General features: G+C 61.8%; 18 protein-coding genes. 10 read left to right on the plus strand and 8 right to left on the minus strand.

Translation table 11 applies throughout. The features are described from left to right. The first annotated feature begins 196 nt into the window (after positions 1-196). The gene (gene htpX / locus AC07SI_RS15210; protein WP_034102803.1) at positions 197-1,084 is read left to right on the plus strand and encodes a protease HtpX; all 888 of its coding nucleotides are present in this window, start codon (positions 197-199) and stop codon (positions 1,082-1,084) included. Positions 1,085-1,253: 169 nt separating this feature from the next. Here htpX and AC07SI_RS15215 read toward each other — a convergent pair whose 3' ends face one another. Continuing rightward, on the minus strand, positions 1,254-1,910 hold the full coding sequence (locus AC07SI_RS15215; RefSeq protein ID WP_495005996.1) for a thiopurine S-methyltransferase: 657 nt from the start codon (positions 1,908-1,910) through the stop codon (positions 1,254-1,256). 103 nt (positions 1,911-2,013) lie between these two features. Between AC07SI_RS15215 and AC07SI_RS15220 the strand changes: the two genes are divergently transcribed. Beyond that, positions 2,014-2,781, plus strand: coding sequence for a DODA-type extradiol aromatic ring-opening family dioxygenase (locus AC07SI_RS15220; protein ID WP_495005997.1), 768 nt, complete (start codon positions 2,014-2,016; stop codon positions 2,779-2,781). Between the two features lie 128 nt (positions 2,782-2,909). Here the strand turns inward: AC07SI_RS15220 and AC07SI_RS15225 are convergent, their stop codons facing one another. Continuing rightward, positions 2,910-4,583 (minus strand): DEAD/DEAH box helicase, encoded by a 1,674-nt coding sequence (locus tag AC07SI_RS15225; protein WP_065901692.1) that lies wholly within the window; start codon positions 4,581-4,583, stop codon positions 2,910-2,912. Between the two features lie 422 nt (positions 4,584-5,005). Here AC07SI_RS15225 and AC07SI_RS15230 point away from each other — a divergent pair, with 422 nt between their 5' ends. Beyond that, positions 5,006-5,797 carry a crotonase/enoyl-CoA hydratase family protein gene (locus AC07SI_RS15230; RefSeq protein ID WP_065901693.1) on the plus strand — a complete coding sequence of 264 codons (792 nt, stop codon included), beginning with the start codon at positions 5,006-5,008 and terminating at the stop codon, positions 5,795-5,797. Between the two features lie 99 nt (positions 5,798-5,896). On the opposite strand, the gene AC07SI_RS15235 is transcribed toward AC07SI_RS15230, so the two are convergent. Next, positions 5,897-6,652, minus strand: a complete 756-nt coding sequence (locus tag AC07SI_RS15235; protein ID WP_065901696.1) for a spermidine synthase — start codon at positions 6,650-6,652, stop codon at positions 5,897-5,899. A 124-nt stretch (positions 6,653-6,776) separates the two neighbouring features. Here AC07SI_RS15235 and AC07SI_RS15240 point away from each other — a divergent pair, with 124 nt between their 5' ends. After that, a complete protein-coding gene (locus AC07SI_RS15240) occupies positions 6,777-8,123 on the plus strand; it encodes a class II 3-deoxy-7-phosphoheptulonate synthase (RefSeq protein WP_106804736.1) in 1,347 nt (448 codons plus the stop codon). Between the two features lie 69 nt (positions 8,124-8,192). Here AC07SI_RS15240 and AC07SI_RS15245 read toward each other — a convergent pair whose 3' ends face one another. Further along, complete coding sequence (locus tag AC07SI_RS15245) at positions 8,193-9,422, minus strand: winged helix-turn-helix domain-containing protein (protein ID WP_495005998.1); 1,230 nt, start codon at positions 9,420-9,422, stop codon at positions 8,193-8,195. A gap of 45 nt (positions 9,423-9,467) precedes the next feature. Beyond that, complete coding sequence (locus AC07SI_RS15250; RefSeq protein ID WP_065901701.1) at positions 9,468-9,674, minus strand: DUF1127 domain-containing protein; 207 nt, start codon at positions 9,672-9,674, stop codon at positions 9,468-9,470. A gap of 70 nt (positions 9,675-9,744) precedes the next feature. Between AC07SI_RS15250 and AC07SI_RS15255 the strand changes: the two genes are divergently transcribed. Then, positions 9,745-10,626, plus strand: a complete 882-nt coding sequence (locus tag AC07SI_RS15255; protein ID WP_120447963.1) for a LysR family transcriptional regulator — start codon at positions 9,745-9,747, stop codon at positions 10,624-10,626. Here the strand turns inward: AC07SI_RS15255 and AC07SI_RS15260 are convergent. After that, positions 10,616-11,365, minus strand: coding sequence for a sulfite exporter TauE/SafE family protein (locus AC07SI_RS15260; protein WP_065901703.1), 750 nt, complete (start codon positions 11,363-11,365; stop codon positions 10,616-10,618). The genes AC07SI_RS15255 and AC07SI_RS15260 overlap by 11 nt on opposite strands. 108 nt (positions 11,366-11,473) lie before the next feature. Between AC07SI_RS15260 and AC07SI_RS15265 the strand changes: the two genes are divergently transcribed. The 3 genes from AC07SI_RS15265 (at position 11,474) to AC07SI_RS15275 (ending at position 13,552) form a co-directional block, all read left to right on the plus strand. Continuing rightward, on the plus strand, positions 11,474-12,424 hold the full coding sequence (locus AC07SI_RS15265) for a LysR family transcriptional regulator (protein ID WP_106804740.1): 951 nt from the start codon (positions 11,474-11,476) through the stop codon (positions 12,422-12,424). An 80-nt stretch (positions 12,425-12,504) separates the two neighbouring features. Then, positions 12,505-12,957 carry a MarR family winged helix-turn-helix transcriptional regulator gene (locus AC07SI_RS15270; RefSeq protein WP_065901707.1) on the plus strand — a complete coding sequence of 151 codons (453 nt, stop codon included), beginning with the start codon at positions 12,505-12,507 and terminating at the stop codon, positions 12,955-12,957. A 175-nt stretch (positions 12,958-13,132) separates the two neighbouring features. Then, positions 13,133-13,552, plus strand: a complete 420-nt coding sequence (locus tag AC07SI_RS15275) for an organic hydroperoxide resistance protein (RefSeq protein WP_106804741.1) — start codon at positions 13,133-13,135, stop codon at positions 13,550-13,552. 60 nt (positions 13,553-13,612) lie between these two features. Here AC07SI_RS15275 and AC07SI_RS15280 read toward each other — a convergent pair whose 3' ends face one another. Continuing rightward, complete coding sequence (locus AC07SI_RS15280) at positions 13,613-14,185, minus strand: elongation factor P (RefSeq protein ID WP_003172723.1); 573 nt, start codon at positions 14,183-14,185, stop codon at positions 13,613-13,615. A 49-nt stretch (positions 14,186-14,234) separates the two neighbouring features. Further along, on the minus strand, positions 14,235-15,368 hold the full coding sequence (gene earP, locus AC07SI_RS15285) for an elongation factor P maturation arginine rhamnosyltransferase EarP (RefSeq protein WP_495005999.1): 1,134 nt from the start codon (positions 15,366-15,368) through the stop codon (positions 14,235-14,237). A 132-nt stretch (positions 15,369-15,500) separates the two neighbouring features. Between earP and AC07SI_RS15290 the strand changes: the two genes are divergently transcribed. After that, positions 15,501-15,869, plus strand: a complete 369-nt coding sequence (locus tag AC07SI_RS15290) for a hypothetical protein (RefSeq protein ID WP_282396939.1) — start codon at positions 15,501-15,503, stop codon at positions 15,867-15,869. Between the two features lie 12 nt (positions 15,870-15,881). Beyond that, on the plus strand, positions 15,882-16,364 hold the full coding sequence (locus AC07SI_RS15295; RefSeq protein ID WP_065901715.1) for a GreA/GreB family elongation factor: 483 nt from the start codon (positions 15,882-15,884) through the stop codon (positions 16,362-16,364). Positions 16,365-16,407: the final 43 nt, after the last annotated feature.

The following is a 16,407-nucleotide window of genomic DNA, read 5'->3' on the forward strand; positions in this document are numbered from 1 at the left end:
CACCCTATAATTACAGGGCGGCAAGGCAACGGCGAAGTGATCCAACCGCGGCTAGCGAGCCGGAAAATCCCTTCAAGACTCTACATTCAGGCTGTAGGACACAGTTTGAAATAGTCGCTCGGTTGAATCACCCCATGCCGCACCTTATATACCCCGCAGTACGCGACATATTAAGCATGAGGAGAACTCTACAACCATGATGCGCATCCTGCTGTTCTTGGCCACTAACCTGGCGGTCGTGCTGATTGCCAGCATCACCCTGAGCCTTTTCGGCTTCAACGGGTTCATGGCGGCCAACGGGGTTGACCTGAACCTCAATCAGCTGCTGGTTTTCTGTGCCGTCTTTGGTTTTGCCGGCTCGCTGTTCTCGCTGTTCATCTCCAAGTGGATGGCGAAAATGAGCACCAGCACCCAGGTCATCACCCAGCCACGCACCCGGCATGAGCAATGGTTGCTGCAAACCGTGGAGCAGCTGTCCCGCGAGGCGGGGATCAAGATGCCCGAGGTCGGGATTTTCCCGGCATATGAAGCCAACGCCTTTGCCACCGGCTGGAACAAGAACGACGCACTCGTTGCAGTGAGCCAGGGCATGCTCGAACGCTTCTCCTACGATGAAGTGAAAGCCGTGCTGGCCCACGAGATCGGCCACGTCGCCAACGGTGACATGGTCACCCTGGCGCTGGTTCAGGGCGTGGTGAACACCTTCGTGATGTTCTTCGCGCGGATCATCGGCAACTTTGTCGACAAGGTGATCTTCAAGAACGAAGAAGGCCGCGGCATTGCCTACTTCGTCGCGACGATCTTCGCTGAAGTGGTGCTGGGCTTCCTGGCCAGCGCGATCACCATGTGGTTCTCGCGCAAACGCGAGTTCCGTGCAGACGAAGCCGGTGCACGCCTGGCCGGTACCGGGGCGATGATTGCAGCACTGCAACACCTGCGCTCCGAACAAGGCCTGCCGGTGCATATGCCGGACAGCCTGACTGCCTTCGGCATCAACGGTGGCATCAAACAGGGCATGGCTCGCCTGTTCATGAGCCACCCACCGCTGGAAGAGCGTATCGACGCACTGCGTCGTCGCGGCTGACAGCCGGCGCAAAACAACAAGGGGCGATTTGATCGCCCCTTTTTTGTGGGCGGTTATATCGTCATCGCGGGCAAGCCCGGCTCCCACATTTGGATCGCGTAGCCGGTGGCAATCTACCCCGCCACAGGTCTGGCAGCGTACCCGAAGCGGTGTAAATACCCAGGCCTGGTCAACGCATCGTCATCTGATAGACACGCTCATCCAGCTGCGTAACGCCGTCCTGAGCGAACTTCCAGCTCTCGCCGAGGATGTCCTGCTCTTCCAGCACGCGCAGCGTCCATTGCGAGCCGAACAGCACCTTGACCTCGTCATCCGTCACCGCAAACGGCGGGCCGGCCCTTTGCGTCTGATCGTAATCGAGGGTGATCAGCAGCCCCTGGCAACCGGGACGCAGCAACTGGTGCAGATGCTCGGCATACTGCGCGCGCATCAACGGCGGCAAGGCGATCAGTGCGGCGCGGTCATAAAGCGCGGCGCAATCGGCCACGGCCTCGGCGTCCAGGGCGAAGAAATCGCCGCACCACACCTCGATCAGATCAGCCTGGTACACGCTGAAGACGCCGCGCCGTGTGATGCGCGGCACCAGGTTCTGCTCGCTGAAAAACGCCTTCACCGCCTGTTCCGACAGCTCCACGCCGAGTACCCGCAGCCCATGGCTGGCCAGCCACATCAAGTCCAGGCTCTTGCCACACAAGGGGACCAACACCTGGGCGCCCTGCGCGAGGGCCAACTGCGGCCAGTGCCGTTGCAGGTAAGGGTTGACCTCAGGCAAGTGAAAACCGATCTGATTGCGCGCCCAGCGCTCCTGCCAAAACTTAGGCTCCATGGATCACCCCGAAAATTCGATCAAATGGTGCTAAAACTTATATTAGATTTAGATCAATGATCTGATTGAAGATGGGCCCATGTTAACGCTCAGGACCCTCCCCATGCTCCCCAGCCTGTTTATTTCCCACGGTTCGCCCATGCTCGCCCTGCAACCCGGTGCCAGCGGCCCAGCCCTCCAGCGTATGGCTGCCGAACTGCCACGACCGCGGGCGATTGTGGTGGTGTCGGCGCACTGGGAAAGCCAGGAGCTGCTGGTCACCGGCAGCCCCGCACCCGAAACCTGGCACGACTTTGGCGGCTTTCCCCCCGAGCTGTTTGCCGTGCAGTACCCGGCGCCGGGCAACCCGCAATTGGCCGGCGAAATTGTCGAACTGCTGCACGCCGATGGCCTGAACGCACGCATTGATGAGCGCCGGCCCTTTGACCACGGCACCTGGGTGCCGCTGTCGCTGATGTACCCGGCGGCAGATATTCCGGTGGTGCAGGTGTCCCTGCCCAGCCGCATGGGCCCTGCCCTGCAGACCCGCGTCGGGCACGCCCTCGCCAGCCTGCGCGAGCAAGGCGTGTTATTGATCGGTTCGGGCAGCATCACCCATAACCTCGGTGAGCTTGACTGGCGCGCCGGGCCCGAGACCATCACGCCATGGGCGCTGGAGTTTCGCGACTGGGTCGTCGACAAGCTGGCAGCCAACGATGAAAACGCCTTGCACGACTATCGCCGCCAGGCACCGAATGCCGTGCGCAGCCATCCCAGTGATGAGCATCTGCTGCCGCTGTATTTTGCGCGTGGCGCCGGTGGCGCTTTCAGCGTGGCGCATCAGGGTTTCACCCTTGGGGCGCTGGGCATGGACATCTACCGCTTCGGCTAAAGCAACCCTTTGTAGGAGCCGGCAAACCGGCTCCTACGGGCGCGCAGACCGCCCAAAAATAACAGGCAAAAAAAATCCCCGAACCAGTCGGGGATTTTTTATGTGCGATCAATCAGCCCAAGGGCGGATCAATCTTCGCGGTAGCGACGCAGCTTCAGCTGCTTACCGGCAACGCGTGTGTCTTTCAGCTTGGCCAGCAGTTTCTCCAGACCGTCTTCCGGCAGCTCCACCAGGGAGAAGCTGTCACGGACCTGGATGCGACCGATGGCTTCACGTGCCAGGCCACCCTCGTTGAGGATAGCGCCCAGCAGGTTCTTGGCCGCGATACCATCACGCGCGCCCAGCGCGGTACGGCAACGGGCACGACCTTCAGCCAATGGAACCGGAGCACGACGCTCACGATCACCACGCTCTGGACGGTCGCCGGAACGCTCTGGACGATCACCGCGTGGCGCGCTGTTCGGAACCAGTGGACGTTCTTTCTCGATCGCTGCCAGGGTCAGGGCCTGACCGTTGGTAGCCTTGCGCAGCAGCGCTGCAGCCAGGGCACGCGGGGTGCAACCGATATCGGCGGTCAGGCGGTCCAGCAGGTCGCCGTGGGTCGATTCAGCGTCAGCCACCAGCGGCGACAGGCTGTTGGTCAGTTTCTTGATGCGGGCATCGAGAACGGCCTGGGCATCCGGCAGGCGGACTTCGGCGACTTTCTGACCGGTTACACGCTCGATCACTTGCAGCATGCGGCGCTCACGTGGAGTCACCAGCAGCAGTGCACGACCTTCGCGACCAGCACGGCCGGTACGGCCGATACGGTGAACGTAGGACTCTGGATCGTACGGCATGTCCACGTTGAACACGTGGGTGATACGTGGAACATCGAGACCACGAGCGGCTACGTCGGTTGCCACAACGATGTCCAGGCGGCCATCCTTGAGGGAGTCGATTACGCGCTCACGCTGGTTCTGGGCGATGTCACCGTTCAGCGCAGCGGCCTTGTAGCCTTTGGCTTCCAGGGCACTGGCCAGGTCCAGGGTCGCTTGCTTGGTGCGCACGAACATGATCAGGGCGTCGAAGTCTTCGACTTCCAGCAGGCTCAATACAGCCGAGGTCTTCTGGTCAGCGTGAACCAACAGGTGAGCCTGTTCGATCGCGGTAACGGTCTGAGTCTTGGTCTGGATCTTCACGTGTTGCGGATCGCGCAGGTGGCGCTCGGCAATGGCACGGATCGACTGTGGCAGGGTGGCCGAGAACAGTACGGTCTGACGGGTCGGTGGCAGTGCCTTGAAGATGACTTCCAGGTCATCCATGAAGCCCAGCTTCAACATTTCGTCGGCTTCGTCCAGAACCAGGTGGTTCACGGTCGACAGGACTTTCTCGTCACGACGCAAGTGGTCGCACAGACGGCCCGGGGTGGCAACGACGATCTGTGCGCCGTTACGGATAGCTTTCAGTTGCGGGCCCATCGGCGCGCCGCCGTAGACAGCCACAACGGTAACGCCTGGCATTTGCTTGGCGTAGGTTTCAAAAGCGGTTGCTACTTGCAGCGCCAACTCACGAGTTGGCGCGAGGATCAGGGCTTGCGGTTCGCGCTTGGCAGGATCGATGCAGTGCAGGATAGGCAGGGCGAACGCGGCGGTTTTACCGGTACCGGTTTGCGCCTGGCCAATCATGTCCTGGCCGGCCATGATGATCGGGATCGATTGCTGCTGAATCGCCGAAGGCTCTTCGTAGCCGGTCGCTGCGACGGCTGCAAGAATATTCGGGTTAAGATTAAAAGCGGCGAAGCCGCCGGTTTCCTGGGTCATGGGTCTGCCTCTAAGTGCATCCGCAAAGACCCATGCTCCAAAGCTGCGCATGCCGTGTTGAGACTCAAGAGTCGCCCTGGCTGCTTTGTCGGCGGGGATTTGCGAAAACGAATGAATGAAAAAGATTCGTCAAGGGAGAGTCCGCTGTGCGGACGTGCAGCCGAAGCTGACTTCGGGGAATTGCGCTACCTAAACGCGGCCCGGTTAAAGGCCGGCGCGCACTATACCGGAAATAGCTGAAAAAGGGAGCTTTTTTTATCGCAAAGTGCCGATAAACCGCGCTGCGTCACAGTCTTTGCGCAGCGGCCCGCGAGGGTCTATTTTTCAAAGGCCCGGCCCCGTTGGTCGTAACGCTTAAACGGTTCACCTGGCGATCAACACCTTTGGTCCGAAACCTTCCATTGCGCCCGAGGGCCCCCCCGATGAATCAACCCAGCAGCAGCCGCGTCAGCCGTGAACTCCAGGGTCATGTCCTGCTGTTGGGCCTGGATCGAGTCGCCAAGCGCAACGCGTTCGACCTGGATCTGCTCAATGAGCTGAGCCTGGCGTATGGCGAATTTGATCGAAATGCAGACGCGCGCGTGGCGGTGGTATTCGCCCACGGCGACCACTTCACCGCCGGGCTGGACCTGGCCAACGTCAGCGGCGTGATGGCGGGAGGCTGGCAACCGCCGCTGGGCGGCTGCGATCCGTGGGGCGTGTTCGCCGGTCCCAGGGTGAGCAAACCGGTGATCGTGGCGGCCCAGGGTTACTGCCTGACCATCGGCATCGAGTTGATGCTGGCGGCGGATATCAACCTGTGCGCGAGCAATACCCGCTTCGCGCAGATGGAAGTGCAACGTGGGATCTTTCCTTTTGGCGGTGCGACCTTGCGCTTTCATCAGGTCGCCGGCTGGGGCAACGCCATGCGCTGGTTGCTCACCGGCGATGAGTTCGACGCCCATGACGCCCTGCGCCTGGGCCTGGTGCAGGAGGTGATGGCGAGTGAAGACCTGCTGCCGCGCGCCATCGAACTCGCCAGCCGCATCGCCCGCCAGGCACCGCTTGGGGTGCAGGCGACCTTGATGTCGGCACGCCTGGCGCGCATCGAAGGCGAAACCGTCGCGGCCGCCGCCTTGCCGCCGATGGTGGATAAGTTGCTCAACAGCGAGGATGCCAAGGAAGGCGTGCGGGCGATGATCGAGAAGCGTCCCGGGGTGTTCAAGGGTATCTGAACCGGCTGATGGCGCTATCGCGGGCAAGCCCGCTTCCACAGGGTGCGCATTTCCACCTGTGGGAGCCGGGCTTGCCCGCCATAGCGTTGAAACAGGCGACTAAGTTGCCGGCCGAATCGCCTTGATCAACGGCTGCAACGAATAACCCAATCGCGGTGCCAGCGCCTCGGCACGCGCCGACAGCGCATCCAGGTCCAGCGCCTGATCGAGTTCCGAAGGCACCAGCAGAATCACATTGCCCTCCTTCACCGGCAGTTCCCAGTAATGCCGGTGGTACAACCCGCGCAACAACGCCGCCCCCAGGGGTTTGCCGTCGTCGGTGGCCCACTGGTTGATCACCAGCCAGCCGCCGGGGTTGAGTTTTTTCTGGCAGTTTTCCAGGAAGGTCCAGGCCAGGTGCCCGACGCCTGGGCCGACATCGGTATAAAGGTCGACGAAAATCAGGTCGGCCGACTCGGCTGTATCGAGCAATTGCAGGGCGTCGCCGATGCGGATGTACAGGCGCGGATCGTCGTCCAGCCCCAGGTACTCGATGGCCAGGCGCGGCACGTCGGGGCGCAGTTCGATGGCTTCGACGTCTTCCAGCGGCAAAAACTTGAGGCACGCCTGGGTCAGCGTGCCGGCGCCCAGGCCGAGGAACAGCGCGCTCTCCGGCAGCTCATGGCACAACGCGCCGATCAGCATCGCGCGGGTGTAGTCGTACTCCAGCCAGCTGGGGTCGGCGGTGAACACGCAGCTTTGCTCGATGGCGTCGCCAAATTCGAGAAAGCGGTAATCGGCCACTTCGAGCACGCGGATCATGCCGAAATCATCATGGACTTCGGCCAGCAGGCGCTCGACACGCTCCTCGGTCATCACTACTCCTAAAGGGTATACCGCACGGCAAAGGCGCGATTGTCGGCCAACCGGCGGCAACAGGTCACGCACTAATTGCTGATAACATTGACGCCCGACCGTCAACCACCCTATCGAGTTCATGATGAGCCAACCCTGGAGCCCCGACAGCTGGCGCGCCCTGCCGATCCAGCAACAACCCCAGTACCCGGACGCTGCGCACTTGCTGCAAGTGGAGCAGAACCTGGCCAGCTACCCGCCGCTGGTATTTGCCGGGGAAGCCCGTGAGTTGCGCCGTCAGTTTGCCGAAGTGACCCAGGGTCGGGCGTTCCTGCTGCAAGGCGGTGACTGCGCCGAGAGCTTTGCCGAGTTCTCCGCCGCGAAGATCCGCGACACCTTCAAGGTGCTGTTGCAGATGGCGATTGTGATGACCTTCGCCGCCGGCTGCCCGGTGGTCAAAGTCGGACGCATGGCCGGTCAGTTCGCCAAGCCGCGTTCGGCCAATGACGAGACCATCGACGGCATCACCCTGCCCGCCTACCGCGGCGATATCGTCAACGGGATCGGCTTCGACGAAAAAAGCCGGGTGCCAGACCCCGAGCGCCTGCTGCAGTCCTATCACCAGTCCACCGCGACCCTCAATCTGCTGCGCGCCTTTGCCCAGGGTGGCTTTGCCGACCTGCACCAGGTTCACAAGTGGAACCTGGATTTCATCGCCAACTCCGCCCTGGCGGAAAAATACAGCCAACTGGCCGACCGCATCGACGAAACCCTGGCGTTCATGCGCGCCTGCGGCATGGACAGCTCACCGCAACTGCGCGAAACCAGCTTCTTTACCGCCCACGAAGCGCTGCTGCTCAACTACGAGCAAGCCTTCGTGCGCCGGGACAGCCTGACCAACGACTACTACGACTGCTCGGCGCACATGCTCTGGATCGGCGACCGCACCCGCCAACTGGACGGCGCCCACGTCGAGTTCCTGCGTGGGGTGAACAACCCGATCGGGGTCAAGGTCGGCCCAAGCATGAACCCCGACGACCTGATCCGCCTGATCGACATCCTCAACCCGGACAACGACCCCGGTCGCCTGAACCTGATCGCGCGCATGGGTGCAGGCAAGGTCGGCGAACATCTGCCCAAGCTGATTCGCGCCGTTCAGCGCGAGGGCAAGCAGGTGCTGTGGAGCTCGGACCCGATGCACGGCAACACCATCAAGGCCAGCAGCGGCTACAAGACCCGCGACTTCGCGCAGATCCTCGGCGAAGTGAAGGAGTTCTTCCAGGTGCACCAGGCCGAGGGCAGCTATGCCGGCGGGATTCATATCGAGATGACCGGGCAGAACGTCACCGAGTGCATTGGTGGTGCGCGACCGATCACCGAGGATGGCTTGTCGGATCGTTACCACACCCACTGCGACCCCCGGATGAATGCCGATCAGTCGCTGGAACTGGCGTTCCTGATTGCGGAGACGCTCAAACAGGTCAAGCGTTGAGAGGTTGAATCGCCGGGGCTGACGCCATCGCGCGCAAGCCCGGCTCCCACAAGTGCCCGCGATGGGGCTCTAAACAAGCCTGTCCCGACTGATCATCGCCGCCCGCAACCTGTCGGCACTTGGCCGCTGGCAATTGAGCTGGATCTGTTCCAGCCCCAGCCAGTCGGCCATCTGTCGAAGGTTCGCGGCCAGCGCCAGCATCCCCTCTTCATCCAGCCCCGGTTCTTCTTCGTGCACCGCATGTACAGCCAGCCGCCCGTTGGCACGTTCGGCGCGCAAGTCGATGCGCGCGGCGATGCGTTCGTTGTGCAGGAACGGCAGCACGTAGTAGCCATAGACCCGCTTGTCTTGCGGGGTATAGATCTCCAGCCGGTAGCGAAAATCGAACAGGCGCTCGGTACGCGCGCGCTCCCAGACCAGCGAATCAAACGGCGACAGCAACGCGCTGGCCGGCACCTTGCGTGGCACTTTCGGCTCGGGCAGACAGTACGCCGGTTGTTTCCAACCTTGCACCTGGCACACCTGCAACTGCTCGTCCTCCACGAGTTCGGCCAGGCGATTGCGACTGTCGGCAGGGTCGAGGCGGAAGTAATCGCGCAGGTCTTTTTCGGTAGCGACGCCAAGTGCAGTCGCGCTGTGCAACAGCAAGCCGCGCTGGGCCTCGGCTTCGCCCACCGTTGTCAGCAGGATCTCGCCAGGGATCACCCGTTCCGGCAAATCGTAGAGCCGCTCGAACCCACGTCGACCGGCCACGGTGACCAGCCCCGCAGCAAACAGCCATTCGAGTGCGTGTTTTTCCTCGCTCCAGTCCCACCAGGGGCCGGCGCGCTCCTCGCGAGTCGACAGACTCCCCGCGCCCAGCGCACCCTGCTGCTCCACGGTCTTCAGGACGCGTTGAATGACCGCCTGCTGCTCACGGCCAAAGCGCGCCATTTGCGAATAAATGCCCTGCCCTTGCTGCGCCCGCTGCATGCGCCAGCGCATCAACGGGTACAACGCCATCGGCAGCAGCGAGGCCTCATGCCCCCAATATTCGAACAGCGAACGCCGGCGCCCCTGGCTCCAGGCCGCCTGTTCGAGGATCAACGGGGAGTAAGTGCCCAAGCGGGAAAACAATGGCAGGTAGTGAGAACGCACCACGGCATTCACCGAATCGATCTGCAATACACCCAGGCGTTCGACCAAGCGGTTGATGTGAGCGGCCTTGATCAGTGCAGGCGCCTGGCGCCCGGAAAAACCTTGGGCGGCCAGTGCCAGGCGTCGAGCTTGCTTGAGTGACAAAGACAGGTCGGCGGGCATGCGAATCTCCATATGGGCGCGCCGACTACCCTACTGCATCCCGCATCATTTTCGCAGCGGGTCTTGCCAGAAATGCAGGTGGCGATCCTGCTCGACGTCGCCGCGGTTAAGCCCGATATCCTTGAGCGCATCATCACTCAAGGCTGCCAGTGTCTGGCGCTCCGCATGCAGCGCCTGCCACCGCACAACCTTATGGAACAACCCGGAAAACGGACGTTTCGCCAGCAACACAAAGCCTCTTTGACCTTTCATCTTCTCGCCCTCCAGTGGGGATGACGCGAGTGTGTGCTTGGCCTTATGATCAATCCAACGAATGTTTCTTATGCAATACATCTCAGAGATTGATCAATTGTCCGGCTACCCGAGCATCGACACCGAAGTGCTGCGTACCTTCGTCGCCATCGCCGACCAGGGCGGTTTTACCCGCGCCGGCGAATTGGTCAACCGCACCCAATCAGCGGTGAGCATGCAGATGAAACGCCTGGAAGAAGACGTGCTGCAACGCAAGCTGTTCGAGCGCGACGGGCGTCAGGTCCGGCTGACGCCCGAGGGTCAGGTGCTGTTGGGCTACGCGCGACGCATCCTCAAGCTGCACAGCGAGGTGTTCAATACCTTGCGCGAGCCCCACATGGTCGGCTTGGTGCGCATCGGCACGCCGGATGACTACGTGATGCGCTTCCTGCCGGGCATTCTCAAACAGTTTTCCAAGGCCTACCCGCTGATCCAGATCGAGATGCACTGTGAGGGATCAAGCGTGCTGATGCAGCGACGGGACCTGGCGCTGACCGTTATCAGCCGCGAGCCGGGCAATGATGTCGGTGAGCTGTTGCGCACTGAACGCATGGTATGGGCGGCGGCGCCGTGCTTTTGCGTGGACGAGCACGACGCCCTGCCCCTGGCGATTCCCGGTGGCGACTGCCTCTACACGCAATGGGCCCTGGCGGCACTCGATTCGGCCGAGCGCAATTATCGCCTGGCCTACCACAGCTCCAACGGGGCGGCGATCCAGGCCGTTGTCAGCGCGGGCCTGGCGGCCATGGTCAGCATGGAAAGCCTGGTGACCCCGGACCTGTGCATACTCGGCAGCGAGGACGGCTTCCCCCCATTGCCCTCGATGAATCTGCGCCTGCTGCGCAACCCATTGCTGGCCTCGCCGATTACCGATTGCCTGGCCGACTACATCATCGAAGGCTTCAAACTTTAAACGTCAGCATCACCGCGCACACCACCAGGAAGCCGCAAAACAGGCCGCGCAATACACGCTCCGGCAGCGCATGGGCCACTTTCACGCCCCAACTGATACTGAGCATTCCGCCAACGGCCAGCGGCACGCCGATCATCCAGTCCACTTCGTGGTGCCAGGCGTAGGTGACCAGGGTCACGCTGGTGCTGGGCAGCGCCAGGGCCAGGGACAGGCCTTGGGCGACCACTTGGGTGGTGCCGAACAGGCTGGTCAGCACCGGGGTAGCAACTACCGCGCCCCCGACGCCAAACAGCCCGCCCATGGAGCCGGAAGCTGCGCCCAAGACGCCAAGCCACGGCCAGGAATAACGCATTTGCGCGGTAGGCGGCGCGTTGCGTGTGAACATGCGCAGCAGGTTGTAGGCCGACAGCGTCAGCAGGAATGCGATAAAGCCGATGCGCATCGCGCCTGCGTCCAGCCCCACGGCCCAGATCGAGCCAAGCCAGGCGAAGCTGAAGCCCATCACGCCCAAGGGCAGCGCATGCCTCAATTCGATACGGTTGCGCTGGTGATAACGCCACAGCGCCAGCATCACGTTGGGCACCACCATCACCAGCGCCGTGCCCTGGGCAAGTTGCTGATCGAGGCCGAACAAGACGCCAAGGACCGGGATGGCGATCAAGCCACCCCCAATCCCGAACAGGCCGCCCACTGTGCCGAGGGCCGCGCCCAATATCAGGTACATCGCTAAATCCAACACCGTTCGCTACTCCCCCATTCCAGGCCTTGCATGCTACGCAGTCGCCCCTGGCACGGAAACGCACAGCAACGCACAATGGCTGTGCCAATTTCGCATAAGCGTATGCCTATGAACCCCAACACTCTCACCGATCAGCTCGGCCTGTTTCTGGATGTCCTGGAAACCGGCAGCTTCTCCGCCGCCGCCCGCCGTCATCCGCTGACACCCTCGGCGGTGGCTCGGCGCATCGACAGCCTGGAAAGCTCGGTGGGCAGTCGCCTGTTCCAGCGCAGCACCCACGCCGTGGTGCCGACGCCTGCCGGCCTGGCGTTTGCCGAGCGGGCGCGGCGGATTGTCAGCGAGTTGCAACTGGCGCGCGCCGAGGCGGTGTCCCTGAGCCATGCGCCAGAAGGCCTGATTCGCGTGGATGCGCCCGCAGCATTTGGCCGACGGCACCTGGCGCCGGTGATTGCGGATTTCCTCAACGTGTACCCGGGGCTGGATGTGCACCTGCATTTGATCGACAGCTTTGTCGACATGCAGGGCGCCCACTTGGGCAAGGTCGACCTGGTATTGCGCGCCGGGCATATCGTCGATACCCGCCTGATCGCCACGCCGCTGGCCAGCATCGTGCGCATCGCCTGTGCCAGCCCGGCCTACCTGAAGAGCCGCGGCACGCCCACTCATCCGCGCGAACTGAGCGAGCATGACGGCCTGGATTGGGACGGCCTGGCCCCCATGTTCGCATGGCGCTTCGAGCTGGACGGGCGCCGCGCCACCTATCGTCCGCAGCGCATCCGCATGAGCGCCAACAACGCCGAAGCCCTGCTGTCCGGCGCCCTCGCCGGGCTGGGGATCGCCCACTTGCCCACCTGGCTGGCCAGTGAATACCTGGTACGCGGCGAACTGTTGCCACTGTTTTGCGAGGATGGCCTGCCCAGCCCGGAAACCACCGGGATTTACGCCTTGCGCCTGGAACAGCAGGCGAATGCCCGCAGCCGGTTGTTGCTGGAATACCTGAAATCGCGCTTCAGCCCGGTGCCGCCCTGGGATCTGGCGCTGCAGAGCGGGCTTGTCTGACCACCCGGACAGAATTATCTGGCGCATTAAAGATTTGCCCGCTAGATTCCAGGCCAGATACGCTTTTTTGAGGCACCGCCATGAGCAAAAACCCCGATCCCTGCGAGTCCCTGATGCTGGATAACCAGCTGTGCTTCGCCCTGCACTCGACCTCGCTGCTGATGACCAAGGTCTACAAACCCCTGCTGCAAGCCCTCGGCCTGACCTACCCGCAGTACCTGGCCATGATGGTGCTGTGGGAAGAAGATGGCTTGACCGTCGGCGAAATCAGCAGCCGCCTGCTGACTGATCCAGGCTCGCTCACGCCCCTGCTCAAGCGCCTGGAGGCTGAAGGCCTGCTCAGCCGGACCCGTAGCCGCGAAGATGAACGGGTCGTCGTCGTCGAGTTGACCGCCGCCGGCCGTGCCCTGCAGGACAAGGCCATGGGCATTCCGCAGTGCATCCTTGGCGCCAGCGGACTGGAGCTGGAACAGTTGCTCAAGCTGCAGGCTGACCTGATTGCCTTGCGCAGTCATTTGCAAGCCAGCGTCTAACCCCCCTTCCCCCTTGTAGGAGCCGGCTTGCCGGCAAGCCGGCTCCTACCGTTTGTGCATCGAGGCGAAAATTTTTAAAATTTATCTTGCGCGCTAAACATTAGCGCTATACATTCGCCTCACCAACTACTTAGCGCGCAAATATTTAGCGCTAGAACACCAAGAGGACGACACCATGCAAACGCTCTATACCGCAGTAGCCACCGCCACCGGCGGCCGTGATGGTCGCGCTGTTTCCAGCGACAACATCCTCGACGTCAAACTCTCCACCCCCAAGGAATTGGGCGGTGCCGGTGGCCAGGCCACCAACCCTGAGCAACTGTTCGCCGCCGGCTATTCGGCCTGCTTCATCGGCGCACTGAAATTCGTCGCCAGCCAGACTAAACGCAAAATCCCGGATGACGCCTCGATCACTGCCCACGTCGGCATCGGCCAGATCCCCGGTGGTTTCGGCCTGGATATCGACCTGCATATCAGCCTGCCGGGCCTGGCCCAGGACGAGGCGCAAAGCCTGGTCGATGCCGCCCACCAGGTGTGCCCGTACTCCAACGCCACCCGTGGCAATGTCGAAGTACGCCTGCACGTTGCCGTCTGATAAACAGCCGCGCATAAAAAAACCCGACGCTAAGTCGGGTTTTTTGTTGGCGAGCCAGAATTACTTCTTAGCGCGGCCTTTGTACGAACCACCTTCGCGGGTGTCGATCTCGATCAGGTCGTCGATTTCGATGAAATCGGCTACTTGCAGTTCGGTACCGTTGCTCAGCTTGGCTGGCTTCATTACCTTGCCCGAAGTGTCGCCGCGAGCGGAACCTTCGGTGTAGGCAACCTTACGCACGATAGTGGTCGGCAGCTCTACGGAAACCAGGCGCTCTTCGAAGAAAATAGCTTCGCAGACGTCTTCCATGCCTTCTTCGATGAACGGCAGAACGGCTTCGATATCTTCAGCGTTCAGCTCGTACATGGTGTAGTCGGTGGTGTCCATGAACGTGTAGGTGTCACCGCTGATGAAGGACAGGGTCGCTTCTTTGCGGTCGAGGATCACGTCGTCCAGTTTGTCATCGGCGCTGTAGACGATCTCGGTCTTGTAACCGGTCAGCAGGTTCTTCAGCTTGGTCTTCATGATTGCGCTGTTACGACCAGACTTGGTGAACTCAGCTTTCTGAACCAGCCAAGGGTCGTTTTCGAGACGGATCACTGTACCGGGTTTCAGTTCTTTACCAGTTTTCATTGCGTATATCCGAAATTTGGATGGGATTTACAAAAATCAAGGTCGCGTATCATATCCAACTTTCATAAAACTGTACCAGCGCCGTCGCAAGATCGGCCTGCAAGCCTTGTTCCAGACACCACGTCTGCGCATGCTGGTTCACCTCCGGCCAGTGCTCCAGCAGCATTTTCCACGCTTGTGACATATCGCCATCAGTGTTCCAGGCTTGCCAGAGTGCGATCAATGCAGCGCTGGCGGCCGGTGATAACGCCGCGGTGTACAGCGCGAGGAAGGCATCGAGCTTGTCGAGGTGGATGTCTTCGTCCTGCCGATAGATGTGCCACAACAGCGGCCGTCCGGCCCACTGGGCACGCACGAACGAGTCTTCGCCGCGCACCGCATTGAAGTCGCAGCACCAGAGCAGGCGGTCATATTGCTCCTGGCGCACGAACGGCAGCACCTGCACGGTCAGGGCGTCGCGCTGATGCACGTCCCCCGCCACCAGGCCCTCCACGCCAAGCCAGCGCTGCACATCACCGAGGATCCGCCCTTCCGGGACCAACAGGTGCGTGGGCCGCACGTCGCTCGACAACACATCCAGCCAACGGCCGAGCCCGGCATTTTCGTAGGCGAACAATGAAATCAGGCGTGCTCCCTCTGTCGCAAATACGCCCAGGGCCTGCAGGAACTGGCGCTGTGCGGCTGCGTCCTGCTGAAACGCCTGGCGCTGCTCCAGCAATCCAGCCTCGCGCAGCAGCCCACCGGTGCCCGGTCGGAAACCCGGGAAAAAGAAGTACTTCTGCACCCCCTTGAACTTCACTGACGGCAGGCGATGACAACCCACCACCCACTCTTCGGCGCTGAGGTAGTCCAGGTTCATCCACAAGGGCGCACGCGCGCTTGCGGCCATGGCTTCCATGTACTCGGGCGGCAACTGGCAGGCGAACGCGGCGATGACTACATCGGCGGAGGCCGTGTCCCGCCATTCGGTCGGCCAGAAGCGCACTTCCACGCCCTCTTGCCATTGCTCGTCCAGGTGCACATCGATTTCCGGGCACATGCGCTCGAAGGCCCGCAGGTCGTCGACCCACAAACGCACGTTACAGGCGTGCTCCACCACCAATTGCCGGGCCAGGCGCCAGGTCACGCCGATGTCGCCGTAATTGTCGACGACGCTGCAAAAAATATCCCAGCGGGCTTTCATTCCGGGCTCCTACGATCAAAGGCCCGATTGTCCGCATAAATGCCCTGATGCAGAAGGCTTGATCGCGATTATTCTGCACAGCGGCTGTGCGACAATCGCCGCCACGCCGCAATTGCCTGCCAGGAGGCCATCATGTCGGATCAATCGTTGTCGCTGCCCAAGCTTACGTTCGCCATCGCCCTGGGGGTGTGGCTGGGGTTTATCGCCATTGTGCTGACCAGTTGGCTGGCATCGCGCTACCTCTTCCCGCAAACCCTGGCGCCCGTGGCCCAAGCCGTCCAGCAACTGGGTAAACCGGCGGTAGCTGCGCCGGAACCGCCGAACCGAATGTTCGAGCAGTATCAACAGAACCTGCAGAAGCAGGAGCAACAGCAGAGCCTGGATCAGGCCCGCACCAACGCGCGCAACCTGTCCAACCCCAAGTGCCAGTTCTGGCTGCAACAGGACCAGAACGCGCCCAATGAAAAGAGCCGGGCAAATGTCCTGCAATTTTGCGAATGATCAAGCACAGCCATGAATAAACACGCCGTCCACCAGCTTGTGCTGGAGAAGCTCAGCGTCGATCTCGACATTGCCCAACGCGCCGCGCAGACCGCCTACGAAACCGCGACCCACGAAGAAAACATCGCCGAAAACAAATACGACACCCTGGGCCTCGAGGCGTCCTACCTCGCGGCGGGCCAAGCCAAACGGGTCGAGGAAATCAAGCAGGCACTGGCGCTGTGCCAGAGCATGCCGTTGCGTGCTTATGATGATCAGCGCGGTATAGAAATCGGCGCGCTACTCGGGCTGGAAGACGAGCACGGTCGCCAGCAGTGGCTGTTCCTGGCGCCGGACGCGGCGGGTTTGAAAGTGGATGTGGTCGGGCAACCGGTGACCGTCATCACTCCGCGCTCGCCGCTGGGCAAGAGCCTGCTGCACAAATTCGAAGGGGATGAGGTGGAGATTCTGGTGGCAGGCGCCCGGCAGCACTTTACGGTGACCGAGGCCAAATAAACGCCTGCAGGAGCGAGCTTGTAGTGGCGAAGGAGCACGCGCC

Source organism: Pseudomonas sp. GW821-FHT05D12 (assembly GCF_059419825.1).

Bases quoted from the DNA above. Each gene is read 5' to 3' on its own strand.
- htpX (WP_034102803.1), top strand. From the start codon at position 197: ATGATGCGCATCCTGCTGTTCTTGGCCACTAACCTGGCGGTCGTGCTG.
- AC07SI_RS15215 (WP_495005996.1), bottom strand. From the start codon at position 1,910: ATGGAGCCTAAGTTTTGGCAGGAGCGCTGGGCGCGCAATCAGATCGGT.
- AC07SI_RS15220 (WP_495005997.1), top strand. From the start codon at position 2,014: ATGCTCCCCAGCCTGTTTATTTCCCACGGTTCGCCCATGCTCGCCCTG.
- AC07SI_RS15225 (WP_065901692.1), bottom strand. From the start codon at position 4,583: ATGACCCAGGAAACCGGCGGCTTCGCCGCTTTTAATCTTAACCCGAAT.
- AC07SI_RS15230 (WP_065901693.1), top strand. From the start codon at position 5,006: ATGAATCAACCCAGCAGCAGCCGCGTCAGCCGTGAACTCCAGGGTCAT.
- AC07SI_RS15235 (WP_065901696.1), bottom strand. From the start codon at position 6,652: ATGACCGAGGAGCGTGTCGAGCGCCTGCTGGCCGAAGTCCATGATGAT.
- AC07SI_RS15240 (WP_106804736.1), top strand. From the start codon at position 6,777: ATGAGCCAACCCTGGAGCCCCGACAGCTGGCGCGCCCTGCCGATCCAG.
- AC07SI_RS15245 (WP_495005998.1), bottom strand. From the start codon at position 9,422: ATGCCCGCCGACCTGTCTTTGTCACTCAAGCAAGCTCGACGCCTGGCA.
- AC07SI_RS15250 (WP_065901701.1), bottom strand. From the start codon at position 9,674: ATGAAAGGTCAAAGAGGCTTTGTGTTGCTGGCGAAACGTCCGTTTTCC.
- AC07SI_RS15255 (WP_120447963.1), top strand. From the start codon at position 9,745: ATGCAATACATCTCAGAGATTGATCAATTGTCCGGCTACCCGAGCATC.
- AC07SI_RS15265 (WP_106804740.1), top strand. From the start codon at position 11,474: ATGAACCCCAACACTCTCACCGATCAGCTCGGCCTGTTTCTGGATGTC.
- AC07SI_RS15270 (WP_065901707.1), top strand. From the start codon at position 12,505: ATGAGCAAAAACCCCGATCCCTGCGAGTCCCTGATGCTGGATAACCAG.
- AC07SI_RS15275 (WP_106804741.1), top strand. From the start codon at position 13,133: ATGCAAACGCTCTATACCGCAGTAGCCACCGCCACCGGCGGCCGTGAT.
- AC07SI_RS15280 (WP_003172723.1), bottom strand. From the start codon at position 14,185: ATGAAAACTGGTAAAGAACTGAAACCCGGTACAGTGATCCGTCTCGAA.
- earP (WP_495005999.1), bottom strand. From the start codon at position 15,368: ATGAAAGCCCGCTGGGATATTTTTTGCAGCGTCGTCGACAATTACGGC.
- AC07SI_RS15290 (WP_282396939.1), top strand. From the start codon at position 15,501: ATGTCGGATCAATCGTTGTCGCTGCCCAAGCTTACGTTCGCCATCGCC.
- AC07SI_RS15295 (WP_065901715.1), top strand. From the start codon at position 15,882: ATGAATAAACACGCCGTCCACCAGCTTGTGCTGGAGAAGCTCAGCGTC.